At 33.6% G+C, this 25,037-nt stretch carries 24 protein-coding genes; 19 read left to right on the top strand and 5 right to left on the bottom strand.

The window, feature by feature from the left end; all coding sequences use genetic code 11:
- Positions 1-66: 66 nt before the first annotated feature.
- Positions 67-1,617 carry a murein biosynthesis integral membrane protein MurJ gene (gene murJ / locus ACZ5QH_RS22345; RefSeq protein WP_303577574.1) on the top strand — a complete coding sequence of 517 codons (1,551 nt, stop codon included), beginning with the start codon at positions 67-69 and terminating at the stop codon, positions 1,615-1,617.
- A 263-nt stretch (positions 1,618-1,880) separates the two neighbouring features.
- On the opposite strand, the gene ACZ5QH_RS22340 is transcribed toward murJ, so the two are convergent.
- From ACZ5QH_RS22340 to ACZ5QH_RS22320, 5 genes are all read right to left on the bottom strand, one after another.
- On the bottom strand, positions 1,881-2,570 hold the full coding sequence (locus tag ACZ5QH_RS22340; RefSeq protein WP_303577575.1) for an FKBP-type peptidyl-prolyl cis-trans isomerase: 690 nt from the start codon (positions 2,568-2,570) through the stop codon (positions 1,881-1,883).
- 46 nt (positions 2,571-2,616) lie between these two features.
- The gene (locus ACZ5QH_RS22335; RefSeq protein WP_303577576.1) at positions 2,617-3,324 is read right to left on the bottom strand and encodes an FKBP-type peptidyl-prolyl cis-trans isomerase; all 708 of its coding nucleotides are present in this window, start codon (positions 3,322-3,324) and stop codon (positions 2,617-2,619) included.
- A 191-nt stretch (positions 3,325-3,515) separates the two neighbouring features.
- A complete protein-coding gene (locus ACZ5QH_RS22330; RefSeq protein ID WP_303577577.1) occupies positions 3,516-5,711 on the bottom strand; it encodes a polysaccharide biosynthesis tyrosine autokinase in 2,196 nt (731 codons plus the stop codon).
- A 21-nt stretch (positions 5,712-5,732) separates the two neighbouring features.
- Positions 5,733-6,161 carry a low molecular weight protein-tyrosine-phosphatase gene (locus ACZ5QH_RS22325; protein ID WP_303577578.1) on the bottom strand — a complete coding sequence of 143 codons (429 nt, stop codon included), beginning with the start codon at positions 6,159-6,161 and terminating at the stop codon, positions 5,733-5,735.
- Between the two features lies 1 nt (position 6,162).
- Positions 6,163-7,263: a polysaccharide biosynthesis/export family protein gene (locus ACZ5QH_RS22320; protein WP_303577579.1), complete on the bottom strand. Its 1,101-nt coding sequence runs from the start codon at positions 7,261-7,263 to the stop codon at positions 6,163-6,165.
- A 363-nt stretch (positions 7,264-7,626) separates the two neighbouring features.
- On the opposite strand from ACZ5QH_RS22320, the gene rfbB reads away from it, so the two are divergent.
- The 18 genes from rfbB (at position 7,627) to galU (ending at position 25,028) form a co-directional block, all read left to right on the top strand.
- On the top strand, positions 7,627-8,703 hold the full coding sequence (gene rfbB / locus ACZ5QH_RS22315; RefSeq protein ID WP_303577580.1) for a dTDP-glucose 4,6-dehydratase: 1,077 nt from the start codon (positions 7,627-7,629) through the stop codon (positions 8,701-8,703).
- Between the two features lie 15 nt (positions 8,704-8,718).
- Positions 8,719-9,624: a dTDP-4-dehydrorhamnose reductase gene (rfbD, locus tag ACZ5QH_RS22310; RefSeq protein WP_303577581.1), complete on the top strand. Its 906-nt coding sequence runs from the start codon at positions 8,719-8,721 to the stop codon at positions 9,622-9,624.
- Positions 9,624-10,526: a glucose-1-phosphate thymidylyltransferase RfbA gene (rfbA, locus tag ACZ5QH_RS22305; protein ID WP_303577582.1), complete on the top strand. Its 903-nt coding sequence runs from the start codon at positions 9,624-9,626 to the stop codon at positions 10,524-10,526. The genes rfbD and rfbA overlap by 1 nt, the downstream gene beginning before the upstream one ends.
- Positions 10,527-10,565: 39 nt before the next feature.
- Positions 10,566-11,120 carry a dTDP-4-dehydrorhamnose 3,5-epimerase gene (gene rfbC, locus ACZ5QH_RS22300; RefSeq protein ID WP_303577583.1) on the top strand — a complete coding sequence of 185 codons (555 nt, stop codon included), beginning with the start codon at positions 10,566-10,568 and terminating at the stop codon, positions 11,118-11,120.
- A 194-nt stretch (positions 11,121-11,314) separates the two neighbouring features.
- The gene (locus ACZ5QH_RS22295; protein WP_303577605.1) at positions 11,315-12,337 is read left to right on the top strand and encodes a polysaccharide biosynthesis protein; all 1,023 of its coding nucleotides are present in this window, start codon (positions 11,315-11,317) and stop codon (positions 12,335-12,337) included.
- Positions 12,338-12,341: 4 nt separating this feature from the next.
- The gene (locus ACZ5QH_RS22290) at positions 12,342-13,430 is read left to right on the top strand and encodes a DegT/DnrJ/EryC1/StrS family aminotransferase (protein ID WP_303577584.1); all 1,089 of its coding nucleotides are present in this window, start codon (positions 12,342-12,344) and stop codon (positions 13,428-13,430) included.
- Positions 13,430-14,497: a DegT/DnrJ/EryC1/StrS family aminotransferase gene (locus ACZ5QH_RS22285; protein WP_303577585.1), complete on the top strand. Its 1,068-nt coding sequence runs from the start codon at positions 13,430-13,432 to the stop codon at positions 14,495-14,497. The genes ACZ5QH_RS22290 and ACZ5QH_RS22285 overlap by 1 nt, the downstream gene beginning before the upstream one ends.
- A 9-nt stretch (positions 14,498-14,506) precedes the next feature.
- Entirely contained in the window at positions 14,507-15,370 is an 864-nt protein-coding gene (locus tag ACZ5QH_RS22280; protein ID WP_303577586.1) for an acyltransferase, read from the top strand.
- Positions 15,371-15,429: 59 nt separating this feature from the next.
- Positions 15,430-15,930, top strand: a complete 501-nt coding sequence (locus ACZ5QH_RS22275) for a GNAT family N-acetyltransferase (RefSeq protein WP_096735404.1) — start codon at positions 15,430-15,432, stop codon at positions 15,928-15,930.
- Between the two features lie 102 nt (positions 15,931-16,032).
- Complete coding sequence (locus tag ACZ5QH_RS22270) at positions 16,033-17,541, top strand: lipopolysaccharide biosynthesis protein (protein ID WP_303577587.1); 1,509 nt, start codon at positions 16,033-16,035, stop codon at positions 17,539-17,541.
- Positions 17,538-18,683, top strand: a complete 1,146-nt coding sequence (locus ACZ5QH_RS22265) for a glycosyltransferase family 2 protein (protein WP_303577588.1) — start codon at positions 17,538-17,540, stop codon at positions 18,681-18,683. The genes ACZ5QH_RS22270 and ACZ5QH_RS22265 overlap by 4 nt, the downstream gene beginning before the upstream one ends.
- Before the next feature lie 74 nt (positions 18,684-18,757).
- Positions 18,758-19,741: an EpsG family protein gene (locus ACZ5QH_RS22260; RefSeq protein WP_303577589.1), complete on the top strand. Its 984-nt coding sequence runs from the start codon at positions 18,758-18,760 to the stop codon at positions 19,739-19,741.
- Between the two features lie 3 nt (positions 19,742-19,744).
- Positions 19,745-20,539: a glycosyltransferase family 2 protein gene (locus ACZ5QH_RS22255; protein ID WP_303577590.1), complete on the top strand. Its 795-nt coding sequence runs from the start codon at positions 19,745-19,747 to the stop codon at positions 20,537-20,539.
- A complete protein-coding gene (locus tag ACZ5QH_RS22250; protein ID WP_303577591.1) occupies positions 20,536-21,087 on the top strand; it encodes an acyltransferase in 552 nt (183 codons plus the stop codon). Before ACZ5QH_RS22255 ends, ACZ5QH_RS22250 begins: the two co-directional genes overlap by 4 nt.
- Entirely contained in the window at positions 21,077-22,216 is a 1,140-nt protein-coding gene (locus ACZ5QH_RS22245) for an NAD-dependent epimerase/dehydratase family protein (RefSeq protein WP_303577592.1), read from the top strand. Before ACZ5QH_RS22250 ends, ACZ5QH_RS22245 begins: the two co-directional genes overlap by 11 nt.
- Positions 22,217-23,248, top strand: a complete 1,032-nt coding sequence (locus ACZ5QH_RS22240) for a WaaS/CpsH family glycosyltransferase (RefSeq protein ID WP_419303355.1) — start codon at positions 22,217-22,219, stop codon at positions 23,246-23,248.
- A 263-nt stretch (positions 23,249-23,511) separates the two neighbouring features.
- Positions 23,512-24,132, top strand: coding sequence for a sugar transferase (locus ACZ5QH_RS22235; protein WP_303577594.1), 621 nt, complete (start codon positions 23,512-23,514; stop codon positions 24,130-24,132).
- Between the two features lie 20 nt (positions 24,133-24,152).
- Positions 24,153-25,028, top strand: coding sequence for a UTP--glucose-1-phosphate uridylyltransferase GalU (gene galU / locus ACZ5QH_RS22230; RefSeq protein WP_303577595.1), 876 nt, complete (start codon positions 24,153-24,155; stop codon positions 25,026-25,028).
- The last annotated feature ends 9 nt before the right edge of the window (positions 25,029-25,037 follow it).

The following is a 25,037-nucleotide window of genomic DNA, read 5'->3' as shown; positions in this document are numbered from 1 at the left end:
CTGTTTATGATTTAACAACGCAATTTTAAGAATATTTAATTACAATAGCGACTTTATTTTAACTAGGTGAATACGATGGCGCTGTGGCGATCCACCTTTATTGTCAGTGCAATGACCATGTTGTCACGAGTCTTGGGCTTAGTCAGAGATATGGTTTTGCTCAATGTGTTTGGGGCAGGTAAGGATTTTGACACCTTTGTGGTTGCTTTTCGTATTCCCAATTTTTTCAGGCGTTTATTTGCAGAAGGGGCTTTTTCGCAAGCCTTTATCCCGGTACTCACCGAATATAAAACTACAAAACTGCATGCAGAAGTACAGATTCTGATTAGTCGTGTGTTTGGCTGTTTGTTAATGGTGATGTCACTGTTAACTTTGATCAGTATGATCATTGCGCCTGTGATCTTGTATGTCTATGCACCCGGTTTTCATAACGATCCAGCAAAGTTTGATCTGGCTGTAGATATGTTTCGTTTAACGATTCCCTATCTGATGTTTATGTCATTGACTGCATTTGCCAGCAGTATTTTGAATAGTTATGGATCTTTTGCCTCTCCAGCGTTTTCACCTGTATTACTCAACGTGGCAATGATTGCTGGTGCTTGGTGGTTAGCCCCGCATATGGCTCAACCGATCATGGCTTTAGGATGGGCTGTGGTTGCAGCAGGGGTTTTACAACTTGCGATTCAAATACCTGAATTATGGAATAAAAAATTACTGATTCCACCTAAAGTTGATTTTAAACATGAGGGTGTAGATCGAATTTTAAAACTGATGTTGCCCGCTTTATTTGGTGTATCAGTCACTCAGATTAACTTATTACTAAATACAATTTGGGCGTCATTCATGCAAGATGGTTCGGTGTCATGGTTATATAGTGCCGAACGGATGACCGAGTTACCACTTGGATTGATTGGTGTTGCGATTGGTACCGTGATTCTTCCGTCTCTTTCTGTGAGTAAAGCAGAACAAGATCAGGCCAAGTTTCGTAGAATGTTGGATTGGGCTGCACGCGTGATTGTCTTGGTGGGTGTGCCAGCCAGTATCGCTTTGTTCATGTTATCTACGCCGATCATTCAAGCGCTTTTCCAGCATGGTGCTTTTGATGCACGTGATACGCAAATGACCGCTATGGCACTGCAATGTATGAGTGGCGGTGTACTGGCATTTATGTTGATTAAAGTTTTTGCACCAGGTTTTTATGCCATTCAGGACACCAAAACACCTGTACGTGTCGGCTTAATGGCGGTTGCAGCCAATGCGATTTTAAACATTATCTTTATTGGTATTTTTAAATTGATTGATTGGCAAGCCGAGCATATGGCCTTAGCCATTGCTTCTTCAGGTTCAGCCTTGGTCAATGCAGGGATGTTATATTTTTATTTACATAAGAAAAATATTTTCCGTTTTGGTGCGCACTGGAAAAAATTATTTGTTCAATTTGCCATAGCCAATATCGTGATGATTTGCGCGCTATGGTTTGCTTTAAATTGGTATGATGGTACAGCTTCGCAATGGCTTCGAATTCTTGAAGTTGTCGGGTTATGCTTGGTCGGTATTGTGGCTTATGGTATCGCTCTACTTGCAGCAGGTTTTAGACCAAGACATTTAAAGCACTAAAATTAAGACCAATCAATAGAATATAAATGAGATAGCTTTTACTTTGAGCATCATTCAATCATAAGTGATGTATCTAGTGCATGGTGACAAGGATGTCACCATAGCGTTTGGGGAATTTAAATTCTAAATACAAGATACAGTACTGTAAGTTTGACCAAGGGATGAATTTACGTCTATGAAATGCGATAAGATTTTTTATTAGAGTATAAAAAACATCGCAATTGAGCGATGCTTTTTATTTTTAAAACTATTTCGCATTGAGACTAAGGTAAAACTTTTAATAGTTCTACATCAAAAATTAAGGTGCTGTTTGGACCAATCGCATCACCCGCACCAATCTCGCCGTAGGCAAGTTTTGCTGGAATAAAGAAACGATATTTCGCACCTTCTTTCATCAGTTGCAAACCTTCAGTCCAACCTTGAATCACTTGGCTAACTTGAAATTCTACCGCTTCATTTCGTGCAAAAGAACTGTCAAATACAGTGCCATCCAATAAACGACCTTCATAGTTTACAGAGACTTTAGATTTTGCAGAGGGTGATTTTCCAGTGCCTTGCTGTAAAACACTATATTGCAATCCACTTGGGCGAGTAATCACACCTGCTTTCTTCGCATTTTCTACAAGAAAAGTTTCACCTTGTTTGGCATTTACATCGGCAGCTTGTTTAAACTCTAGCATTTGTTTTGCTTCAGTTTGCTGTTTATATTGTGCGAGGGCTTTTGCCATTTCTTCATCAGTTAAGCTTGCTTTCTGACCCGTAGAACCTTCTTTAATCCCTTGGATAAAGGCATTTAAATTAATTTGTTTTAAGGTGTCGGCATTGGTACGTCCCATGACATAACCATAGCTATAACCCAGTTGATCTTGTTGGGAGCTTTTATTGTTAATCGGTGCTGAGAAAGCTGCACTACTCAGCAGACTAAGACTAAGCACAATAAGTGTTTTTTTCATAATTAAAATCCAAAAAAGGAGAGTAAATCTCTCCTTTTCTTAAATGTTATTTAACTTTAACAAGTTCAACATCAAAAATTAAAGTGCTGTTTGGAGGAATCGTGCCAGGAACACCTTGTTCGCCATAAGCCAATTTTGCAGGGATATATAAGGTTGCTTTACCGCCTTCCTTCATGAGTTGTAAACCTTCAGTCCAACCTGGAATCACTTGATTTAAAGGAAACTCAACTGGTTGACCACGATCATATGAACTGTCGAATACTTTGCCATCTAACAACTGACCTTTGTAATGTACCGTGACTTGTGAAGTAGCAGCAGGCTGTTTACCTGTACCTTCTTTGGTGATTTTATATTGCAATCCTGAAGCTGTTGTTTTAACACCTTCTTTTTTCGCATTTTCAGCTAAGAATGAGTCATTTGATGAAGCTGTTTCTTTGCTTTGTTGTAATTGCTTTTGTTGCATTTCTTTTTGGAAGTCAACATACGCAGCTTGTAATTCTTCATCTGTATAGGCACGTTGTTTTTTAGCATGGCCGTCACGAATACCGCTGATAAATGTATTCACATCGACTTCAGATGGAGTTTGGCTCGCAACTTCATAACCAAGTGCATAACTAATTTTTTCTACAGGTTTAGCATTTTTTGACATTGAGTGACTGTTTACATCAGCAGGATGTTGAGATGCATAATAAACAGGTACAAGTGCAGCACCACCTAAGATTACAGCAATTGCGATGGGTAAGGCTTTACTCATAAAAATTTCCAAATTTTAATCTTTTAAGAGGCTAATTTGATCATTAGCATAATCTACCCAAGCATATAACTTCTTCATCATAAACGATATAGTTATCTGATGAAGACAACTAAAAATATACAGTTATATTGATCAAAAAATTGACACAAAAAAGCCAGATTCAATCTGGCTTTTTTGCTATTTATTGGATATTAATCATCTTTGGAAGCAGTGTAGGCATAAGCATAATTATAGCCATAATTACCCCCTGCAGTTGCTTGGACATCATTGAGAATAATACCATTTACTTTGCTTCCTGCCTGTTCAAAACGATTAATGGCTAATTCTAATTCTCTCATTTGTGTTTTTGCATAACGTGCAACCACAAGGTTTACACCCGCAAATTGAGAAATGATGATGCCATCAGTTACCGCTAAGATAGGCGGTGTATCGATAATAATATGATCATATTGCTGAGAAAGTTGTTCTAATAATTCGCTAAAACGATCTGAACTGAGCATTTCGGAAGCATGATTATGATTTTTACCACGTGGCAGAAAATCTAAATGGTTTACGGTATTTGAATGAACAATACATTGTTCAAGCGTGCTTTGTCCTGCTAAATATTCAGTTAAACCAGGTGAAGTGTCATGACTGAAATATTTATGTAAATAGCCTCGGCGTATATCTGCATCAATGAGTAAAACTCTTTTATTTCCTTGAGCAAAAATTGTTGCAAGGTTTGTTGAGATAAATGATTTACCAATTTCTGGAGCTGGTCCTGAAATAGCAATAATATTATTTTTTGCTTTATTTAAAGCAAAGTGAATCGTGGTACGAATACTACGCAAGCTTTCAATCGCAATGTCTTCACTATTTTTAGCCGCAAGAATAGGAATTGATTTTTTCTTTTTCAGTAACTGTACACGACTTTCTTGAATTGGAGAGCGAGGCACAGTGGCATAGACAGGGAGATCAAGTTCATTTTCAATTCGGCTTGAATCTTTAATCCCTGATGAAAGCATATTACGCAGTAATGCAATAACAACACCAATAAACCCACCCACAAAAATTGAAAGAAGTAACACAATTACTTTTCTTGGTTTAATTGGATTAATAGGTTCTACCGCTGTATCAATAATACGAACATTACCAATTTCACCCGCTTTAACAATTTTTAATTGTTGGTAGCTGTTTAAGAGTGATGTATAGAGTTCTGTATTGACTTTAACATCACGATAGAGTTGTAAATATAAACGTTGAGTTTCAGGTAAACGTTTAATAGCCTGATTCAGCTCCGTAGATTTTTTATCAATTGCCGCGAGTTGCGCATTGATCTCTGTCATGAGCGGGTGATCAGGGGTATATTTAGCAGAATATTCAGCTTGTTTTTGCTTTAACTCGATCCGTATTTTTTCTAATTCAATATTCTGCTTTAACATCAACTCTGATTCTTGAGTAACATCAACAGTATTGTATTGTTCACGGAATCTATTAAATTTAATTTCTGATTCTTCAAGTTGCTGTTTTAGCTCAGGTAGTTGTTGGTCGAGAAAGCTTAATGTTTGTTTCGACTCTAAGGTTTTTCGTTCAATGTTCTGTTCATGATAAACTCTCAGGATACTGTTGAGAACCTGAGTAATATGTTGTTGATCATTCCCGATATAACTGAGGCCAATAACACCTGTCATTTTGCCTTTTTCAGCAACTGAATAATTTTCTTGCATCAGTTTAACAGCTGAAGGAAGTGCAAGTTTAGTGAGTGTGAAATCTTGTTGAAATGGGTTTAGGCTATTAATCTGAACAGACCATAATCCTTTATTATCTTGAGCTTGATTAAGCTGATTTAAATTACCTTTAAATACAATTTGATCTCTATATGATAAATTAAATTGCTTTTTATCTATAAATTTTAAAGTGAGTTTTTTATCATAATAATATTCTGGTATATCTAACCTTAAAACAGAAAAACTAGATTGATTTTTCTGAAAATCAACCGCTTTAGCATTATAACTGAGCTGGGCTTTGTCTTTGGAAACTAATTTATGTAAAAAAGTATCTGCATTATCTTGAATTTGAATATTTAAATTTAAATTCTGAATCACTTTGCCAAGTACAAGTCGTGAATTTAAGATTTCGATTTCGGCATCGGCTGGAGATTTCTGACCAATCCCACCTGCAACATCTTTTAACTCACCCATCAAAGCGGCTGAAGCCGCACTTTTACCATCTTCAACCTGAACCAGTGCATCAGTGGAATAAACAGGGGAGGTTACACGTAAATAGAGTAAGGCACATATTAAAGATAAAATGACACAAAGTACAATCACTTTCCATTGAGCGATTAAAGAGAAAAATAGCTCTTTTAAGTCAATCGTATCATCATTAGTTTTTAAATTTTGGTTCATAGGTAAACAACTAATTAAAATTTATAGATGTGATTGCCAGTCATTGGCATAAGCTTGGATATTTTTACATGTTTCGTCAAAAAAAGCTTGATCATGTTTGTATGGGTCAGGCACATTTTGACCTTGCCAGTGCCCTAAACGAAATACCTTGCCTTTAGCAAAAGGCCACTTCTGCTCAATATGTTGTGATTGGTTTTTGCTCATCACAAGCACGAGATCAGCTTTTTTGATTAGTTCCGCATTTATTTGTCGAGCAACATGGGAACGCATATCAATATTTAAGGCATCCATACAGGCAATCGCTTTATTATCAGCTGAATGGTCGACCATCGCAGAAAGTCCCGCTGATTCTATATTTAAATTTGGATGGCTTTGCTTTAAAAAAAACTCTGCCATTGGGCTACGACAGATATTCCCAACACAGACCACTAATATATTCTGGATCTGCATTTTATTTACCCACTTGATCAAATGTATATAAAGCACTTGAGAATGGAACAACTTGGTTCATGATACGTTGCCAACGAGTCAAACCTGTAGCATCAATATAAACAATATCATTTTTTTGCATCGCAAATTGATTCGCCAACGCTAAATTTCCTAAGCTACTTAAGTTAAGATGATAAATTGTAGATTGTTTTGTGCTAAGGTCGGTACGCATTACATAAATACGTGCAGCGCTTGCTGAAGTAGGGTTAATTCCCTCACTTTCACCAAGTACGTCACTCAGGGTCATACCTTGGTCACGGAGTGTCAATGCTTGGCTACGGCTCGACTCACCCATGACATAGAGCTTTTGATCTTGTTTGGTATTCACGAAAATAGTGTCATTGGATTGGATTAATAGTTGGTGTAAGGACAATCCTTGTTTTTCTAACTGAATTGTATTCAGATTATAGGTTTGTCCATTTCTGATCAGCTGGATATTGGTGGTATCACCTGTTTTAGTATCTACACCACCTGCTTGACCTAGTGCAGTATAAATACTAATAGGTTGGTCGTTTAATGTATATTGTCCACTACGTATGACTTGGCCATTGACAAAATAGCGGCGACCTTCATAAGACAATACACGGACAACAACATCAGGATGCTTTAGATATTTAGCAAATTGATTATGTAAAAAACGATTGGTTTCGGCTAAAGTTTTACCTGCAATACGCACTGAACCTACCAAAGGTAATTGAACATTACCATTTGAATCGATTGGATAACCTACAGCTTTGATATTGTTTGCATCTTGGATTGGTGGTGTAATTTCAGGATATGCCCAAAGCTGAATTGAAAGCACATCACCTGCGCTTAAGCGATAGGTATCTTGTTGGTGATGAAATAAAGAAGCAAGATCACTCGATTGGCTGCGATCAGAAATATTCAGACTTGGAATAGTAGTTTGGGTTAATTGTACAACTGAGAGTTCCGCACCTTGTTCAGTTTTATATTGACCTTGTTCAGGAAGGTCATAGGTTTGGAGTCCTGAAGTGATCGCACAACCAGAAAATGAAATTGAAATGGCTAAAATTGTAAACAGTGATGTGTACGGATACTTCACATTCAAAACCCTTATATTTTATATTGCGTGTTGCTTGGAATCTCATCTTGAATACGAATTGTATGCTAAAAAAGGTAGGTTGGGTATCTTATTGTTGGTGTGTAATTGTATTAAAACCGAAAAATAAGTGTGTTGACTTGTATCCATTTAATGATTTTTTAGTATTTAAAGAATAAAGTGTTTTGACCAAGTTGATAAGAGAAAGTGTATTAATTAGGTTAGAACCTTTTAATATATGAATTTAACTCAAGTTTAGATATAATATTTAAAGTGAATAAAAGCACTTTTTGTAATCAAAATTTACGTGCTTAAGTAAAGTTATATTGAAATATATTGATTAAAAAATGATTTGCAGGGTGTGAAATGAGAATTTTGGTTACTGGTGGTGCGGGTTTTATTGGATCAGCAGTTGTTCGTTATATTATTAATAATACAAATAATAGTGTGCTTAATGTCGATAAGTTAACTTATGCTGGGAATCTAGAATCCCTTAAAGAAATTGATCAAAATAAACGATATCAATTTTCACAAACCGATATTTGTGATCGTCAAGCTTTGGATCAATTATTTATAGAATTTAAACCTGATGTGGTGATGCATTTGGCTGCGGAATCGCATGTGGATCGTTCAATTACAGGTTCAGCCGCATTTGTTGAAACCAATATTATTGGGACATATCAGTTGCTTGAAGCTGCTCGTCAATATTGGAATGATTTAGCTGAGGATAAAAAGCAAGATTTTCGTTTTCATCATATTTCAACAGATGAGGTTTATGGTGATCTAGAAGGGACTGAGGATCTTTTTCATGAAACTACATCTTATGCACCAAGTTCGCCTTACTCCGCAAGTAAAGCAAGTTCAGATCATTTAGTACGTGCATGGCAAAGAACCTATGGTTTGCCTACTATTGTCACCAATTGTTCAAATAATTATGGCCCTTATCATTTTCCTGAAAAACTAATTCCATTAGTCATCTTAAATGCATTAAAAGGAAAAGCTTTGCCAATTTATGGTAAAGGGGATCAAGTTCGTGACTGGTTATATGTCGAAGATCATGCTCGTGCGCTTTATAAAATCGTAACAGAAGCTAAGGTTGGCGAGACTTATAACATTGGTGGGCACAATGAACAAAGAAATATAGAGGTTGTGAAAGCTATCTGTAAATTATTGGAAGAGTTAGCACCGAACAAACCAAGTGGCGTAGATCATTATGAAAATTTGATTACTTATGTTACAGATCGCCCAGGGCATGATTTACGTTATGCAATTGATGCAAGTAAGATTAAAAAAGACTTGGGATGGGTGCCTGAAGAAAGTTTTGAAACTGGTTTGCGTAAAACAGTTGAATGGTATTTGAATAACCAAGAATGGGTTGAAAACGTTCAAAGTGGTGAATACAAAAATTGGGTTCAACAACAATATCAAGCTAAAAAAGTCTAAGTTCTGAATTAAACTATGAAAATATTATTGCTCGGAAAAAATGGACAAGTCGGTTGGGAGTTGCAACGTGCTTTACAACCACTTGGAAACGTTGTTGCTCTTGATCGTGCTGCAAATGAAAATAACTTGATTGGTGATTTAGAGGATTTTGACCAAATTCAATATACTATTGAAAAGGTTAAACCAGCTGTTGTTGTGAATGCAGCTGCATATACAGCAGTTGATAAGGCAGAATCTGATCAAAATAAAGCAGATTTAATTAATCATTTAGCTGTAAAAAAATTAGCTGAGCTTTGTAAGCTTCAGAATTGTTTACTTATTCACTATTCAACAGATTATGTGTTTAATGGAGAGGGTGAGGAAGCGTGGTCTGAAAATGACCTGACTGATCCGGTAAATTTTTATGGTACTACGAAAAGATTAGGTGAGGTTGCATTAGAGCAAAGTGGTTGTTCTTTTCTAAATTTTAGAACATGTTGGGTATATGGTTCACACGGCAATAATTTTATCAAAACTATGCTGAAATTGGCATCGAGTCGTGAAGAGTTAAGTATTATCAATGATCAAGTCGGAGCACCAACAGGGGCAGCTTTGATCGCAGATATTACTTCTCAGGCTTTAAGATACTATTCACTTAGCAATCGGAATAAACAAAAAGAGCTGTGTGGACACTATCATCTTGCTGCTGCAGGCGAATGCTCATGGTACGAGTATGCACAGTTTGTTTTTGAATTGGCAAAGCAAAAAGGTCAAAACTTAGCCATTCAGAAAACCAATGCGATTGAAACAAAAGCATATCCAACACCAGCAAAACGACCATTGAATTCACGATTGAATACTTATAAATTGCAAACAAATTTTAAAATACATCTTCCTGATTGGAAGTTAGGTGTGGCGCAAGTTTTAGAGGAAATAATTTAATGAGCCCATTAAAACGTAAAGGCATCATTCTCGCTGGTGGATCAGGAACACGCTTATATCCAATTACAATGGGTACATCAAAACAACTACTCCCGATTTATGATAAACCGATGATTTATTATCCTTTATCTGTTTTGATGTTAGCTGGAATTAATGAGGTTCTGATTATTTCGACACCTGAAGATTTACCTAATTATGAAAAAATGTTGGGTACAGGTAATGAAATTGGTTTAAAACTTTCATATAAAGTTCAGCCATCTCCAGATGGCCTTGCTCAGGCGTTTATTTTGGGTGAAGAGTTTATTGGTGATGATAATGTTTGTTTAATTCTAGGCGATAATATTTTCTATGGCCAAAGTTTTGGCGCCCAACTTAAACGTGCAGCTGAGAAAACAGTAGGTGCAACAGTGTTTGGGTATTATGTTAATGATCCTGAGCGTTTTGGGGTGGTAGATTTTGATGCTGTGGGTAAAGCATTAAGTATCGAAGAAAAACCAGAACAACCTAAATCAAATTATGCAGTTACTGGGCTTTATTTTTATGATAATAAAGTGATTGAAATTGCAAAAAATATTAAACCATCTCACCGTGGTGAGTTAGAAATTACAGATGTAAATAATGTGTATTTACAACAAGAAAGGCTTAATGTAGAACTTCTTGGTCGAGGATTTGCTTGGTTAGATACAGGTACACATGACTCATTATTAGAAGCGAGTCAGTTTGTTCAAACAGTTGAACATCGTCAAGGCTTGAAAATTGCTTGTTTAGAAGAAATTGCCTTTAATAATGGTTGGATTGATGCTAATCAGCTATTAAATAGAGCTACTTTTTTCAAGAAAACTGGTTACGGTCAATATTTATTGAAATTGCACCAAGAACAGCAAAAGAAATCAAAAGCATAATTTTTAATTAAGCTTAGTAGCCTAAATAGAGAAGTGAAAATGAATGTAATTGAAACAAAAATTAAAGATCTTCTAATACTCGAACCTAAAGTATTTGGTGATGAGCGTGGTTGGTTTATGGAGAGCTTTAATCAAAAGGTTTTCGAACAAGCATTGCAAGAGCATGGTTTAGGTGTCCCTCAATTTGTTCAAGACAATCACTCTTTATCTCAAAAAGGTGTATTACGTGGATTGCATTATCAACTCAATCCTTTTGCACAAGGTAAATTAGTTCGAGTTGTTCAAGGGCGTGCATGGGATGTCGCTGTTGATATTCGAAAAGACTCAGAAACATATGGGCAGTGGGTTGGTGTTGAACTTTCAGCAGAAAATTATAAGCAATTTTGGATTCCTGAAGGTTTTGCCCATGGTTTTATTGCATTAGAAGATAATACTCAGTTTTTATATAAGGCAACAAATTATTATAATAAAGCGAGCGAGCGAGCAATTGTTTGGAATGATGAAGACTTGGCTATTGATTGGCAAGTAGACGGCTTGTTAGAAATATTAGTGAGCGAAAAAGATCAAGAGGCAAATCGATTTTCCAATCTTTAAAGTTTTGGGAATTTTAGTTAATACATTGTGTATGGTGTAGTAGTTTAAAAGATATTACTGTCATCCAAAATAGTTACAACTACCTAGAATTGAAATCATTTATCAAAAATCAGATTTTAATAGTTTATTTAGGTAGTGTGAAGCAAAGAGATTGAGGAAAAATGGAAACTAAACAAGTTCAAGAACTATCAGAGATGTTTAAAGGAAAAACACTTTTGATTACAGGCGGTACAGGTTCATTTGGTAACGCTATGATTAAGGGTTTTTTAAATTCACAGCTGAAAGAAATCAGAATATTTAGCCGTGATGAGAAAAAGCAAGAAGATATGAGAATTGAGTATAAAAATGAAAAACTTGATTTTATTCTTGGTGATGTTAGGAATTTTAATGATATAAATCAAGCAATGATGGGAGTGGATTTCGTTTTTCATGCTGCGGCCTTGAAACAAGTTCCATCATGTGAATTTTACCCAATGCAAGCGGTGCAGACAAATATATTAGGCGCAGAAAATGTGCTTGAAGCAGCTGCTCGCAACAATGTACAACGCGTTGTTGTTTTGAGTACAGACAAAGCAGTATATCCAATTAATACTATGGGAATGTCAAAAGCCTTAATGGAAAAATTGGCAGTATCTAAAGCAAGAGATACGCGAGTAAAAAATATAGACGCAGTTTATACCGCAACGCGTTATGGTAATGTGATGTGTTCACGTGGCTCCATTATTCCATTATTTATTAAACAAATTAAAGAAGGTTCGCCTTTAACTATTACTAATCCTAATATGACACGTTTTATGATGTCACTACAGGACTCGGTAGAATTGGTTATGTTTGCTTTCAGTCAGGGTAATCCAGGTGATATTTTGGTGCAAAAATCACCAGGTGCAACAATTGAAGTTTTAGCTCAAGCACTTAAAGAACTCTTTAATGCAGACAATGAGATTAAAATTATTGGAGAGCGTCATGGAGAGAAGCTGTTTGAAACGCTTTGTTCTAAAGAAGAAATGGCGAAAGCTGATGATTTAGGAGACTTTTACCGAATTCCTGCTGATTTTAGAGATCTAAACTATAGTAAATACGTGCAAGAAAATGCCCCAGCTTTACTTGATGACGAATATAATTCACATAATACGCATAGATTGAATGTAGAAGAGCTAAAAGAATTATTGCTCACTTTGGATTATGTTCAAGAAGAATTGAAGTCACATCAAGGATAATAAAATGTTGCCGCTTATAAAAACTAGTTTACCTGACAGAGATCTTTTAATTCCCCGCTTAGAGCAAGTTTTGTATAGTGGGTATATCGCTCAAGGTGAAATTGTTGAGAATTTTGAAAGAAAATTCGAAGAATATATTGGAAGTGGAAATACGCTGTCATTAAACTCAGGAACTGCGGCATTACATATCGCATTGATATTGGCTGGGGTTAGGCAAGGCGATGAAGTAATTAGTACAGCATTGACTGCTGAACCGACCAATGTCGCAATTAAAATGGTTGGGGCAAAAGTTCGTTGGGCTGATGTCGATTATGAGACTGGCAATATATCACCCGACTCGATTGAAAAAGCAATCAATGCAAAAACGAAAGCAATCATTGTTGTAGACTATGCTGGTATCCCTGTTGACGTAAAGAGAATTCAGGAAATTTCTGAAAAATATAGAATTCCTGTAATTGAAGATGCAGCACATGCAATAGGTGCTAAATTTGATGGCAAAAAAACAGGCAATCATTTTCCATTTACCGTATTTTCTTTTCAAGCAATAAAACACCTAACTACCATAGATGGCGGGGCATTGCAGATTCAAGATAAAGCCCTTTACGAGCGCGGTAAAATTATAAGATGGTTTGGATTAGATAAAAAGAAAACCAGATTAGATAATAATATAACCGAGCAGGGCTATAAGTATCATATGAACAATGTGAATGCTTGCGTAGGCCTTCTACAGTTGGAGGGAATCGACAAAATTGTTGATAGGTATATCGAGAATGGTAAATACCTTGATCAAAATCTAACAGGTGTACAAGGTGTAGAGTTAATTAAGTACTATGGTAACTCAGAGCCATCTTATTGGTTGTACACATTAAAGGTTGAGAATAGGGCTGACTTTATCAAAATGATGGAGGCAAATGGAATAGCTGCTTCTGAACTTCATAAACGCAATGATTTACATGAATACTTAAACGATAATCCTGTGGAACTACCAAATTTAGATCAGTTCTATGAAAAGATGGTACATATTCCATGTGGGTGGTGGGTCACTAAAGATGACTGCGATAAGATGATTGAATTGATTCGGAAAGGTTGGTAATGATTCCTATTTTTAAACCGTATATGCCAAATGATATTTTGCCTGAACTAGAGAATATTCTATATTCAGGTCAATTAGCATATGGAAAATATGGGAAACTATTTGAATTAGAAATAGCAAAATTTATAGGGAACCCACACCTAATTTCTGTAAACTCTTATAATCAAGCTATGCTATTAGCCTTGTCGATATTAGATTTAAAGCCAGGGGACGAGGTAATCGCCTCTCCTGTAAGTTGTTTGGCATCGAATCAACCATTTGTGATTAAGGGGCTCAAAGTTATTTGGGCAGATGTCGATCCAAACACTGGTTCTCTCTGTGTTGAGGATGTCAAGAAAAGAATCACTGCAAAAACAAAAGCAATATTTCATAATCATTTTTGTGGTTATTTAGGTGATATAGCAGCAATCAATCAGATAGCTAAAGAATATGATCTTTGGGTTGTTGATGATTGTATCGAAGCATTTGGCTCAGAGTATAATACTCAAAAAGCAGGAAATTTAGGTGCTGATTTAAGTGTATTTTCTTTCCAGACAGTTCGATTACCAAATACTGTAGATGGCGCTGCAATAAGTTTCTCTTCTAAAGAGTTATATGAGAAAGCAATTCTCATGCGTGACTATGGTATAGATAGGAAAAACTTTAGAACCTCAACGGGTGAAATTAACCCAAATTGTGACATCAGGTTAGAGGGCTATGGTGCAACTCTTAGTGAAATTAATTCATATATTGGTTTGAAGCAAATGTATAATTTGCCTAATTTGTTAGAGAAGCAGAGAAAAAATGCGATAGATTGGAATAATAAAATTCAAGAAATTTCATCTATAAAACCTCTAGAATTAATATCTGATACTCAGCCAAATTATTGGATTTTTGGTGTTTTATGTGAGGATAAAGCACAAGCACTACAAAATTTCCGTAATCAAAACTGGTATGCAACTGGTGTTCATATCAATAATAATATTTACTCTGTTTTCAATAATCTTGAAAGTTTGAACGGAGTTAATGAATTTATGAATAAATTTCTAGCTTTACCATGTGGTTGGTGGGTTAATTATAGTGAATGAGAATATTAAATGAATCAAGTTGATGTAACCGCTAAAATACATCCTAATGTTAAGTTGGGTGTATATAATAGAATTGGTAAAAATGTTGTAATTGAAATATTAGGAGATGACCCAAATCTTAGTGTAACAATCGGTGATAATAACATTATTAACGATAATACACGTATTTTTATCCATGGTAAATTTAGTATGGGGGATTGGAATGTATTGCATAATGACATGCTAATTCTGGCCGAACAACATTTATACATAGGTCATAACTGTTGGTTTGGTCAGAATACTATACTTGATGGCGCTGGTGGCTTAGTAATAGGGAATGGTGTAAGGGTTGGAATGTATTCGCAAATTTGGACTCATGTAGCGAGTGGAGAACAAATCGAAGGTTGTATATTGTATTCAAAAAGAGAAACTATAATTGAGGATGATGTCTGGTTAGTGGGCAGTTGTATTGTTGGATCTGGTCTTAAATTAGGTTGGAGAAGCGTTGCTTTAATTAATTCAGTGCTTACAAAAGATACTTTGCCAGATAGAGCCTATGCTGGCAGTCCTGCAAAGCTTATGGAAAAAGCTCAGTTTTATGTGGAAAAGTCACTGGATGAGAAATTTGAATTATTAAGTAGTTGGTTAAATGATTTTGTCATGATTAATAATGATTTAACTTTAGAGAAAATAAATTCACAATATTTGTTGTTGGAGAATGGTGTAACAAAAGAAAAAGTGATATTTTTAAAAGAAATACTTAAAGATAATAAAAAAGTAGAAAGTATTTTTTATCTAGAAGATAAAACATTTGTTAAAACAAACTCGTTGTTAGAGAGACAAGTATATAAATATTTGTATAACAATAAAGCTCGTTTTTTGCCTCGACAGTAAAAGGTAGTTTAATTTTAATTAAGAAAAAACTTATTTAATATTGGAGTTAAGTAATTAAAATGTTCCAGATTAAGTTAATAAAACATCAAGATGCAACAGGTAAAGATATTAAAGAAATTATTGATTTAAAATCTAAGCAATGGAGTTTTAGTTTAGATGAGCAAATGCAGTGGATAAAAAATAATATTAAAAATTCTGACTTCCATATCCTGTTACTTTTAGATAAAAAAAGTGTAGCTTATCTAAACTTAATAGATATTGAGTTAATTGTAAATGGCACGACTAGAAAAGGTTTTGGAATAGGTAATGTCTGTGCAATAGAAAAAGGTAAAGGATATGGTTTTGAGTTGATGAAGGAAGTAAATAAAATTATTACTAATTTGAACAAAATTGGCTTTTTATTTTGTAAAGAACCGTTGTTGAAATTTTATAGTTCTTTGGGGTGGGTAAAATTAGCATCACAGCACTATAAAATCAAAGGTGATAATTTAAACGTTATGATTTTTAATATGAAATGTGATAATAGTTTTTTAATTGAATATGATGGTATTATTTTTTGATTAAATTTTTTTTATTCATTTTAACTAATCAAAACATTAGATTAGAATCTTTTAATTTTGCATTTAGGAGATTTTGCAGTATGGTTAAAAGGTTTTCATTAAGTGAATAAAGTAACTAAAAATATTATTGCAAACTATCTAGGTAAATTATGGAGTTTTGTATCCATATTTATTTTCGTACGTTTATACATTGACTTACTTGGTATTGAGTCCTACGCAATAATTAATTTTTATACAGTAATACTTGGATTGTTAGTCTTCGCTGATGCTGGCTTAACAGCAACTTTAACAAGAGAATTAGCAAGAGATATCAGTATTGAAACAAAAGCCAACTTAGTTTATACCTTTGAAAGGATCTATATTGGCATATGCTTGTTACTTACAATTTTAGTCATAATTTTTGCGCCCTATATTGCTAATCATTTTTTAAAATCACAAATTTATCCTGTAGAGACAGTGGCTTATTTTTTACGTTTAATAGGTTTTGGTGTGACTTTACAACTTTTCTCAACATTGTATGAGGGGGGGTTAAATGGTTTGCAACATCAGGTTTTAACAAATAAAGTTAAAATTATTTGGAGTGCTTGTAGGGCAGGTTTGGTATTAGTGCCTCTATACTTTCTGCCTAAATTAGAAATATATTTTTGGTGGCAGATTTTTTGCAATGTAATTCTATTACTGATTTTTAGAAAGAAAATACATATTTTATTACCAAATTCAAATCCATTTTTTTCAAAAGAACTATTAAAGTCTATTTCTAAATATGCAGTAGGAATGATGGGAATAGCTTTAATTTCGGGTATCAACATTCAAATCGATAAACTTGTAATTAGTAAATATTTATCAATGGAACTTTTTGGTTATTACTCAATTGCAAGTTTGTTAGCCCAACTTCCAATAATGATTGTAACACCAATTATCATTGCAGTATTTCCTATTTTAGCATTGTTCGTATCTCAAGATGATCAAAACTCTATAGTAAAGAGCTTTCATAAATATTCGTTTTTAATAACTGTAATTGCAGCACCAATTGTATTTTGTATAGCATTGTATTCGATACCATTGGTAACTTTATGGACTGGTAAAGCTGGCATCGCGCAAAGTGTGGATTATGTAGTAAAGATATTAATCATTGGTGGTTTATTTCTATGTTTGCAATTAACCCCATTTTACCTCGCTTTAGCAAATGGTTCAACTAAGATAAATTTGTATACTGGAATTGTTGGACTCATTGTTATTATCCCGTTTATGATCTATTCGATAAGTCATTATGGTATGATTGGCGCTGCCATTCCTTGGGTGATTGTAAACATTGGAGGTTTTCTCTTTGTTGGATTCTATAGTGTTAATAAATTTTTGAAAGGACAAGTATCATATTGGTTGATTTGGGATATTTTTGTCCCAATAACAATAAGTGTGATGATAGGTCTTTTTATTGAGACAATATTGAGCAATATCAATGGTGAGTATATGTTTATTGGTAAATCTTTACTTATTGGTGTTTTAAGTGTTGTATTTAATATTATAATTCAAAATATGAAAAACCCAGATTATTCAATAATTGATGTTAGATCATTTTACGAATTGGTTAAAGGAAAAATCCTTAAATGAAGCCTTTGATAAGTGTAGCAATTGCAACAAAGAATCGTGAAAAATATTGCATAGAAGCGATAAAGTCTATTCTTAGATATAAAAATCCTGAGATTGAAATAGCAATTTCTGATAATAGTGCAACAGATGAAGTAAAAAAATTTGTTGAAGAACTAGATAGTATCGCTATTAAATACACTTACCATGGTGAAGATAATATTTCTTCGATAGAAAATTTCAATCGTGCAATGGAGTTAACCACTGGTCACTATGTGATGTTGATAGGGGATGATGATTCAATACTTCCCAAAGCCATTGAAATTGCACAATGGGCTAAAGAGAATGATATAGATTCAATTTGTTCAAAGGAAGCTTTAACTTATTACTGGCCTCATGCTTTAGACCAATATCCAAATGGATTGATGATAAGCCCTTCATCAACTGGCAAGATTACTAAGATTGATTTCCGAAAGCATCTCAATGAACTTTTGGAAAATGGTTTACAATTATATTTATTATATCCTTTACCTAAGACTTATCATGGATTAGTTAAACGTAGTCTAATGGAAGAGATCAAGCAGAAAGTTGGCCATTATTATGGTGGGCTAAGCCCAGATTTATATTCATCAATAGCAGTATCATGTGTTGCAAAGAATCATTATATTATTGATGAACCACTTTCGATAGCAGGCGTCTGCGCTAAAAGTACTACTGCGGATAATTTTAAAGGGCTTCACTCAGGTAGACTAGAAGGTATTCCTCATTTAAAGAATCGACCCAATTATAAATTCAGTGACAAAATACCTCTATATTATTCAGTAAATACAATCTGGGCAGAGTCTGGTTTAAAAGCTTTAGAGGAATTAAATGAACAGGAATTAATTAAAAAATTTAATATGCATAGATTAATGGCTCAAGCTTGGATACATAATCGTAAATTTATTGCCCCTATTATAAAAGAAAAGCATTACGAGCTAGTTAATAGGCATGATATTGGAGGTCTAAGAAATATATTATCTTTTTCTTTGGCTATTTTAGAGATATTGAAAGCAAAATTTAAACGCATTATTCTTGAAAAATTTAAGAAAAATAAATCCATTAAGGTTGTAGGATTGATTAATATATCTGATGTAATTGAGTTTTATGGGAAAGATAAAAAATAATGATTTATTATCTTTTTCCATATTTTTATATTATATCGTTTTCGTTGATTTTATATTTTAGTAATCTAAAGTCAGTGAAAGGATGGCAGATATTTGTTTTATTAATTCCAGCTATATTGGTTTTTTTTCTCAGAGGCAATGTTGGAACAGATACTTATTATTATTTGGGTTTATTAGATGATTATATGCATTATGGTGAAAGTTTAGTAAAATATGAGCCAGGTTTTGAGTTTTTAGGAAAGACTTTAACATATATAGGATTATCGCCACGAATTGCATTAGCTACAATTGGATTGATAACAACATTTATCCTATGTAAAACTTATGCAGCATCTAAACGACAAATGCTGGTATTTACTTTATTAGTTTTTCCATTATTTTTTTATGATTTTACAATGAATGGTATTCGGTATGGTTTAAGTTTTAGTTTGGCAACTGTAGCTGTTGATTTAATATACCGAAAAAAATATCGTTCCGCGACAATATGGGGATTGATTGCTTTTAGTGTTCAATACTCTTCATTGTTAGTCATTTTACCTTTTGTGGGTGCTCTGGTAAGAAAACGATATGTTATTGTTGTTGTTGTACTAATGGTTGGAGCTTTTTTAGCAAGTCCGGATCTATTTAGCTTAATAACAGACAGGGTTGCTGGTAAAAGAGATGCTTATAGTGAAGTGTTTGCACCTAGTATATTTTCTGGTTTAGCACCACTAATAACAGTGTCGTTAATCTATGGAGTTTTTTTACATTATTGTAGTAAGTCATACTCCAAACTAATTCATGTAATTTTTCTATTTGAAGTGTTGTCATATCTAATGTCTAAATTTACTTATGCTGGTTTAAGGTTTCAAGGTGTTTTTATGTATGCTATGATTTTGTATATAAAAAATAATATTGATTTCATGGAATATATATTCATTCGAAAAGTTATTTATTTTTTAATTATTTTAAGCTTTTTTGGAATATTAATTTTTATAAAAAATATTTTAATAATCGATCCTAATGATATGTCACCATTCTTACCATACACATTTTTTTGGGAAGAAAAAGGTATTTGATCAATGAAAGTATCAGTAATTATCCCTATGTATAATGCCGAAAAAACCATATTGAAGTGTTTGGAGTCAATTGTTTATCAACTACCAATAGATCAGTTTGAGATCGTTATAGTAGATGATGGCTCTAAAGATAATTGTGCTGAAATAGTAAAATATTATATAGAAAATAATAATTTTGATATTGGTTTAATCCAGCAAGAAAATAAAGGTGTTTCTACTGCACGAAATAGAGCAATTAAGGCTGCTAAATATGATCTTATTGCTCTTATTGATTCGGACGATATTTGGCTTCCAAATAAACTAAAACACCAGTTAGAAATAATGAGTCAATATGATTTGGATTTTATTGGTACCTTGCATAATAATATGAGATTAGGTTTTCCTTATAAGGTTCAACAGGATATTATTATTGTTAGTTTGCATAGGTTATTAATTAAAATGGCGCCTTCAACGATTACATCATTGTTCAAAAAAGAGTTGATTGAGAAAGCAGGCTATTATGATGAGAGCCAAAAGTATACGGAAGATGGAAATTTATGGCTTAGATTTAGTAAAATTGGGAAAATGGCAATATTAAATAAAAGCTATGCAATAGCTGGTGATTTTAAACCTTTATATGGTCATTCGGGTTTATCTGGCAACTTAAAAGAAATGTATAATGGTGAAATTAAGAATTTGAAAGATATTTATAATTTGAATTATTTGAATTTTTTTCAATTAACTATTTATTACCTTTATACTTCTTTAAAGTACTATAGAAGGTTAGTTGTTGTTGCGCTAAGACGGATTTTAAAATGAAGATTTTTTGGTTTGCTCGTTATTTTTTTTATTCCCTTTTTTTCAAAAAATCTGGATTTCCATGCTATTTAGGTAAACCTATATCCATTGTTGGTATTAATAAAATCAAGGTAGGTAAAAAAGTTCGTATTTATCCGCATGTTCGCATTGAAGTACATGGTAAAAACTCGATATTAGACATTCAGGATAATGTTGGTATTGCTCAAAATGTACATATTACATGTAATGGGAATCTTATAATTGGTAAAAATACAACTATATTAGCTAATGCTTTTATCACTAATATTGACCATGATTATAAAGAAATAGATGTGCCTGTCTTACAACAGGAGCATATTTTGAGAAGAACATTAATAGGTGAAAATTGTTTTATTGGAATAGGTGCAGCTATACAAGCAGGTACAATTTTAGGTAAACAATGTATTGTAGGTACTAACTCAGTTGTGCGAGGCACTTTTCCAGATTATTGTGTAATTGCTGGCAATCCTGCAAAAATTATTAAACAATTCAATTTTGATACTCAGAAATGGGAAAAATATGTTAATTAAGAATGTATTAATTACTGGCGGAGCTGGCTTTATTGGGTCAAATTTGGCTCTAAAGCTTGCTTCAAAAGGTTATTCAGTAACAGTGCTAGATAACTTATCTCCACAAATTCATGGTGATAACCCGACTCAGACATCGCCACTTTATTTAAGTATCAAAGATAAAGTTAAATTTATTCAAGGTACAGTTACTTCTAAAGACGACTGGGAAAAGGCACTACAAGGGCAAGATGCAATAATACATTATGCAGCTGAGACTGGTACAGGGCAGTCTATGTATGAGGTTGAAAAGTATGTAGACGTAAATATTAATGGTACAGCATTGATGCTTAATCTACTTGTAAATGGTGATTATGGTGTTAAAAAAGTAGTAGTTGCATCTTCGCGATCAATTTATGGTGAAGGTAAATATATTAGTAAGGAGTTAGGCCCTGTATACCCTACTCAAAGAACTGCTGACTTTATGGATCAAGGTGATTTTGAGGTTAAATACACGGGTTCTTCAGATCTTACTTTAGTTGCAACTGATGAAGACTCGAAGATTCATCCGTCTTCTGTTTATGGGATTACTAAACAAAATCAAGAGCAAATGGTTCTTACAGTTTGTCCAACTATAGGTATTGCTGGCGTCGCATTTAGATATCAGAATGTTTATGGACCAGGCCAATCACTTAAAAATCCTTATACAGGAATTTTGTCCATTTTTTCTACTCAGATTAAAAATGGCAATAGTATTAACATTTTTGAAGATGGGAAAGAAAGCCGTGATTTTGTGTACATTAACGATGTAGTTGATGCTACTATTCTTGGTCTTGAAAAAGAAGAAGCGAATAACCAAGTTTTTAATGTCGGAACAGGTGTAGCAACAAATGTACTTACAGTTGCTAATGAATTAGTTAAAAATTATGGTATTAATGTTTCTATCAAAGTTTCAGGTAACTACCGTTTAGGCGATATTCGTCATAATTATGCGGATTTGACTAAAATTAATAAGCTTCTTGGTTTTCAACCTAAAGTTTCGTTTGAAGATGGATTGAAAAAATTCGCTGATTGGGTAAATACTCAAGAAATCCAAGAAGATAACTACCAAAGATCTATTGATGAAATGAAAGCGAAAGGATTGTATAAATAAATGAAGAACTTAGGGCACCTAAAAGGGAAAAAAATCTTATTTTTTTGTGTACAGTCGTTTAATATGGAAAAAGATATTATTAAACAATTGGAGAAGCACGGTGCTCTAGTTACCTATTTTGATGAAAGACCCGCAAATAATAATTTCACCAAGGGAATGATTCGAGTCAATAGAAATTTTTTACAAAGAAGAATTAATAAATACTATCAAAATATTTTGAAATCGATTGGTAATGAAGAATTTGACTTTTTATTTGTTAATCGTGGAGAGGTTGTTCCTAAAATTTTTTTAGAAAAATTCATAAAATTACAACCTAAGTGTCAGCGTATATTTTATACTTGGGATAGTTTTGGAAATCATAGTCACGGTTTATCAATTCTAGAATATTTTCATAAAAAATTTACTTTTGATAGAAAGGATGCTGAAAAATATCAGATAGGATTTAGACCTTTATATTTTACAGATCGGTACCGTGGAATTTATGAAAGTAAAACAAGTAAAACCATTGATTTATTGTTTTTAGGCACTGCACACTCTGATCGCTATATTATTAGTAATCAAATTGCAGGATGGTGTAAGGAAAATAAACTTACTACTTTTAATTATTACTATATGCAAGGAAGATTAGTATATTATTATAAAAAATATTTTGATCAAAGTTTTAAATTGTTTGATTTTAAAAAGTTAAGTTTTAAAAGTCTAACATCAGAAGAAATTATTCGATATTATGATAAATGTAATGTAGTTCTTGATATTAGTCATCCTGGTCAATCTGGTCTAACAATGCGTACTTTTGAAACGATTGGGGCTAGGAAAAAATTAATTACAACAAATATAGAAATTAAAAATTATCCTTTTTATAATCCTCAAAATATTTTTGTATTTGATCGTAATGAGATTAAATTAGAAGCAGATTTTTTCTTCAATGAATATGCACCACTTAATAATGAATTGTATGAAAAGTGCTCAATTGATGGTTGGATAGAGGATATCTTCTTTGGTGATGAACTTAATTCATGGAATATTAATTAGTTAGATATGTTTTTAAGTTGTGATTTAACTTATTAATAACGCTATTCTGTATCAATATTCATAATTCATAGCTAATGATTTTAGCTTACCTAGATCTTATTCCTAAATGTATAACATTGAAGATAGCAGGGGGAAATGTGTTATTTTATTTATATTGCAATAAATTAATGCTGATTTTATGGTAAATTAGGTTGTGCAGATAATTAGTTTGATCTTGAATTTTCAATAAAAAATATTGTAAATTATGGGTTTAGAAGAGATAAATGAAAAGACTTGTTGATATCATTATTGCGTCAATAGCACTTTTATTACTGTCGCCAATTTTTCTAATTGTGGCATATAAAGTACGTAAGAACTTAGGCTCTCCTATTTTTTTCTATCAAGAGCGACCTGGTAAAGATTGTAAACAGTTTAGAATGATTAAATTTCGTTCTATGAAAAATGCTTTTGATAAAGATGGTCAGCCCTTACCAGATGATCAACGGATTACGCCATTTGGAAAGAAACTTCGTTCAACAAGTTTAGATGAAATGCCGCAGCTAATTAATGTTCTTATAGGTGATATGAGTATCGTTGGGCCACGGCCACAGCTTTCTGAATTTGTGGAACATTATACTTCCCATCAATTGCGTCGCCATAATGTTAAACCGGGTATGACTGGTCTGGCACAGGTGAGCGGACGTAATAATTTATCTTGGGAAGAAAAGTTTGATTTAGATGTACAGTATGTTGAAAAACAATCAACGCTTCTCGATTTTAAAATTATGTTTAAAACAGTTGAGGTTATGTTTAAAAAAGAAGGCATAGATTCACCAGACCAAGCAGTTGGTGCAAGTCGTTTTTCAGGTTCGGAAACGACTGATACCAAATCTACCAATCGTTAATAATGTTGTTAAAGTAAATCATGATCAAAAAAGCCATTCTTCCTGTTGCTGGATTAGGAACACGCTTCTTACCAGCAAGCAAATCTATTCCTAAAGAAATGGTGACTATTGTAGATCGACCTGCAATTGAGTATGTTGTTAAAGAAGCTATGGCTGCTGGAATTGAGCAAATTATTTTAGTGACGCATTCTTCAAAAGCATCCATAGAAAACTATTTTGATCGTAATTTTGAGCTTGAAACAACCTTAGAAAATAAGAAAAAATTTGATCTACTCAAAGAAATTACTGAAATTTTACCAAAACATGTCAGTGTGGTTAGTGTCCGTCAACCTCAACCATTGGGTTTAGGGCATGCTGTTTTATGTGCGAAATCTGTGATTGGAAATGATGACTTTGCTGTGTTATTACCAGATGTTTTGGTGAAAGAAAATAGTACAGAAAATGATTTAGCGCGAATGATTCATCGTTTTAATACATCTAAAGCATCGCAAATTATGGTAGAGGCTGTTCCTGATCATCTTGTGGATCAATATGGTATTGTAGATGTTGCAGCTTCACCTGTTGAGGGTGAAAGTATTGTGATGAAAGGGATTGTCGAAAAGCCTGCAGTTGGTAGTGCACCTTCAAATTTATCTGTGGTGGGGCGTTATGTACTGCCTGCTAAGATTATGCAGTTATTAGAACAAACGCCCAAAGGTGCGGGCAATGAAATCCAATTAACTGATGCCATTGCTGTATTACAAAAATTAGAAAATGTCGAAGCGTATCGTATGAAAGGTCAGACTTTCGACTGTGGTAGTAAAATTGGCTATTTAAAAGCAGTATTACACTATGCTGTGGAGCATCCTAAGTTGGGTGAAGAATTTAAACAGCTTATCAAAGAATTGAATTTATAATAATTGGAT

The organism is Acinetobacter sp. Ac8 (genome assembly GCF_055392545.1).
The sequence above is the reverse complement of the archived record's forward strand: the minus strand, read 5'-3'. Positions and strand labels throughout refer to the sequence as shown.